Source organism: Aquificaceae bacterium (assembly GCA_037722135.1).
Classification (GTDB): Bacteria; Aquificota; Aquificia; order Aquificales; family Aquificaceae; genus Pampinifervens; species Pampinifervens sericum.
Genome location: JBBKAW010000070.1, coordinates 1 through 3,609, shown reverse-complemented (window position 1 = coordinate 3,609; position 3,609 = coordinate 1). Strand labels below are relative to the sequence as shown.

The window sequence follows — 3,609 nt, the reverse complement described above, 5'->3', positions numbered from 1 at the left end:
GATATCATGGTTAGCACCACATCGGAGGCAAGAGGAGTTGCAGACCTTATAAAGGACTCTGAACAGCATGTGCACTCAAGACCGTGTATCCAGATAACAGGAACTCTGGGCTTTGTCTCTAAGGCTCTAACCACCTCAGGAATCATGGAAGGTGAAAGCCCCATAATCCCTGTTATGGTGGTGGCAAACTTTAAAAAGTCCCGCCTATTGACGCCATGTCGCTTAAAGGTTTCCCAGAAGGTCTCCATATTACACCTCCTAACTGAATATTCATTCAAAATTATATTTTCGGTCATATTTGCTGTCAACTAAAATTTCCTTATGAACCTTATAAGCAAGGCTAATTTTTATTACCTTTTAGAAAAGGGTAATAATCCATGCAGGGGAGATTTAAAAGCCTATATTATGAATGAACATTCAGGAGGTAGACATGTGTCTTGCTGTGCCTTCAAAGGTCGTTGAGATAAGGGAAGATAATACTGCGGTGGTAGAAACCTTTGGAGCAAAAAGGCTTGTATCCCTTGAGCTTCTTCAGGATGAGGTAGCCATTGGAGATTGGGTTCTTGTTCATGTGGGTTTTGCCATCCAGAAGTTAGAGGAAGACTACGCCCTTGAAAGCCTCAAGCTCTTTGAGCAGATTCTGGAGGAGGAAGATGAAACTTACACTTAGCTTTAGAGAGGCGGATGCTATAAAAAGGCTTGAGAGAGCCATAAAGGCATCTGTGGAAAGGCTGGGCAAGGTTATAAGGATAATGGAGTTTTGCGGAGGGCACACTCATACCATACTAAAGCACGGCATAGACCAGCTTCTTGAGGGTTATGTTCGTTTTGTTCACGGTCCAGGATGTCCTGTGTGTGTCCTGCCTATGCAGAGGGTTGACCTTGCCCTTGAGTTGGCAAGCCAAGAAAAGGTTATACTTTGCACCTATGGAGATGTGCTAAGAGTCCCAGGCTCAAACAGGAAGAGCCTTCTTGACCTAAGGGCGGAGGGAAGGGATGTTAGAATGGTCTATTCGTGCCTTGACACCATAAAGATAGCCCAAGAAAACCCGACAAAGGAAGTGGTCTTTTTTGCCATAGGCTTTGAAACTACCACTCCACAAACCGCAGTGCTTATAAAAAAGGCTAAGGAGCTGGGAATAAGAAACCTCTCTGTGGTTTCAAACCACGTTATCACACCTGCAGCAATACAGCATATTCTCAACGCACCAGAAGTTAGAGAGTATGGAAAAGTGGAGATAGACGCCTTTATAGGTCCTGGGCATGTGAGCGTCATAATAGGGACTAAGCCTTACGAATACTTCGCGGAGGAGTTTTTAAAGCCTGTGGTGATTTCTGGCTTTGAGCCTCTTGACCTTATGCAAGCGGTCTATATGATAGTTAGACAGATATCTGAGAAAAAGGCTCTGGTAGAAAACCAGTATGCAAGGGCGGTAAGTAGAGAAGGAAACCTCAAGGCTCAGAGACTGGTTGCTGAAGTTTTTGAACTAAGAAAGGAGTTTGAATGGCGTGGGCTTGGTATTATACCTTACAGCTCTCTTAAGATAAATTCAAGGTTTGCGGACTTTGACGCCGAAAGAAGGTTTTCAATCAGCCTGCCAAGACCAAAGGAGCATCCAGCTTGCATATGCGGTAAGGTTATAAGAGGTGTTGCACAGCCTAAGGATTGCAAGCTCTTTGCCAGTGTCTGCACGCCATCAAACCCGATAGGCTCCTGCATGGTCTCCTCTGAAGGTGCCTGTAATGCTTACTACAAATACAGGTGGCAGGGGTAGTCCATTAAGTCTTTAGGGCTCTCCATATGTTCTCCGAAACCTCTTCCACATAGTCCATGAGGTGTTTATCAAGAAGCCCCTCTTTATGGAGAAAGACCATACCACCAAGAGTTCCCATCATGGTGGTAAAGGCTGGATAAAAGCTCTGATTTCTAAACTCTCCCTTTTCTATTCCATCGCTAAGAAAAACCATAACCTCCGTTATAACACTTGCAACGCATGCAAAACCCTCACATCCATCGCTGAAAACTTCTCTGTTTACCAGATAGACCCTAAGGAAGTAGCTTATAAGCTCAGGCTCTTCAATGGCTATCTCAAAAAAACTCCTAACAAACATCCTTACCTTCTCATGCATGTTAACTTCCATCTCGTTTATTTTCCTGAGCCTCTCACCCACCCAATCAGAGACGGTCATCATTATTTCCTTTGCCAGCTCCTCCTTAGATTCAAAGTAGTTGTAGAGGTTTCCAACGCTCATGCCCACTGCTTGTGCTATATCCGGCATAGTGGTGTTATAGTAACCCTTTTCGGAAAACAACCTGCAGGCAGTCCTTATTATCTCAAGCCTTTTCCTTTCCTTAATACCTTGTCTTTTCATCTTTAATAAAATCTTAACATCTTCAAGTTCAGGGTTTACCATTTATAACCTCATAGTGGGACATCCTCCCTTCCACCTTCACCACATTTTTACGAAGAAACTCCATGAGCCTCTCCACGAAACTTTTAAAGAAACCCTCTTTGTCATACAAAATGATAAACTTACAATCCCATAGAAACCATAAGGATTCTCTTAGTTGTTCCTTCTTAAGGATTATGGGGTTTACCTCTTTTACTTCCTCAAGGCATTCAAACAAACTCACATACTCTTCCCTTTTACTCTTAAAGTCTTCAAGGATAACAAGTAGGTTAATGTCTGACTCTGGAGAAAAGGTCTCTTTTGCTACAGAACCAAAACCACAAGGGAAAGGAGATTTTCACCAAAACACTTAGGGAGATTCTCTCCTATCTTCTTCAGGGCTGAGTAATAAGCCTCTTTATAGCCTATCATCTTAATAAAATCTTAACATCCAAGAAATAGAATATAAAGTCATGAAGATAGGTTTTATATGCACTGGCAACTCAGCGAGAAGTCAGATGGCGGAAGGTTTTGCAAGAAGACTGGCGGAAATCTTAAAAATCAACATTCAAGTATACTCCGCTGGCTCAGAACCCGCAAAGGAAATAAACCCCCTTGCCATAGAGGTAATGAGGGAAAAGGGCATAGACATAACCTCTCAAAGACCCAAAGGGCTTGAAGCTATACCCTACCAAGAGCTTGACCTTGTTATAACCCTCTGCGATAGTGCAAAACAAACCTGTCCCGTATTACCCGGCTCTAAAATGGTTCATTGGGACCTTCCAGACCCAGCAAGCTTTGAGGGAACAATAGAAGAAAAACTTGAATTTTTTAGAAAGGTTAGGGACGAAATAGAGGAGAGGGTCTGGGACCTTCTGCAAAGCTTACAACTCAGGAAGACAAACTCTGCTTAGCTTAGAAAGTTTTACGCCCCTTAGACCACCTATTTGGTTTGCAAGGCTCTCAAGCTCCTCAGCCATGCCCCTTAAGACTATTACCTCAAGGCAGTTATGATGGTCAAGGTGAAGATGAGTGGAGCAGAGAACATTAACATGATGCTTGTGTTGAAGGTCAAGAAGTCTGTAAACTAACTCTTTGTCGTGATGGTCGTATATTATGCTCAGGACACCGATAACTTCTTGGTTTTCTTCCCATTTTTCTTGGGATAGTAGGTCTCTTATGAGGTCTCTAACCAGCTCTGACCTTGACGCATAACCC

Annotated in this window: 6 protein-coding genes and 1 pseudogene; 3 read left to right on the top strand and 4 right to left on the bottom strand. The window is 43.1% G+C overall.

From position 1 onward, the window contains the following. A partial coding sequence (locus WKI49_05100) for a twin-arginine translocation signal domain-containing protein (GenBank protein MEJ7621872.1) occupies positions 1-248 on the bottom strand: 248 nt, incomplete at its 3' end. A 161-nt stretch (positions 249-409) separates the two neighbouring features. Between WKI49_05100 and WKI49_05095 the strand changes: the two genes are divergently transcribed. Both WKI49_05095 and hypD read left to right on the top strand, forming a co-directional pair. Continuing rightward, positions 410-670: a HypC/HybG/HupF family hydrogenase formation chaperone gene (locus WKI49_05095; GenBank protein MEJ7621871.1), complete on the top strand. Its 261-nt coding sequence runs from the start codon at positions 410-412 to the stop codon at positions 668-670. Then, positions 654-1,775, top strand: a complete 1,122-nt coding sequence (gene hypD, locus WKI49_05090; GenBank protein MEJ7621870.1) for a hydrogenase formation protein HypD — start codon at positions 654-656, stop codon at positions 1,773-1,775. The genes WKI49_05095 and hypD overlap by 17 nt, the downstream gene beginning before the upstream one ends. Before the next feature lie 4 nt (positions 1,776-1,779). Here the strand turns inward: hypD and WKI49_05085 are convergent, their stop codons facing one another. After that, positions 1,780-2,415, bottom strand: a complete 636-nt coding sequence (locus WKI49_05085; protein ID MEJ7621869.1) for a TetR/AcrR family transcriptional regulator — start codon at positions 2,413-2,415, stop codon at positions 1,780-1,782. Continuing rightward, positions 2,402-2,716: pseudogene (locus WKI49_05080) on the bottom strand (hypothetical protein). The gene WKI49_05085 and the pseudogene WKI49_05080 overlap by 14 nt, the downstream one beginning before the upstream one ends. 148 nt (positions 2,717-2,864) lie before the next feature. On the opposite strand from WKI49_05080, the gene WKI49_05075 reads away from it, so the two are divergent. Further along, on the top strand, positions 2,865-3,305 hold the full coding sequence (locus tag WKI49_05075; GenBank protein ID MEJ7621868.1) for an arsenate reductase ArsC: 441 nt from the start codon (positions 2,865-2,867) through the stop codon (positions 3,303-3,305). Here the strand turns inward: WKI49_05075 and nikR are convergent. After that, positions 3,276-3,609, bottom strand: a 334-nt coding sequence (gene nikR / locus WKI49_05070) for a nickel-responsive transcriptional regulator NikR (GenBank protein MEJ7621867.1), incomplete at its 5' end; no start/stop codon positions are given. The two genes, WKI49_05075 and nikR, sit on opposite strands and share 30 nt — an antisense overlap.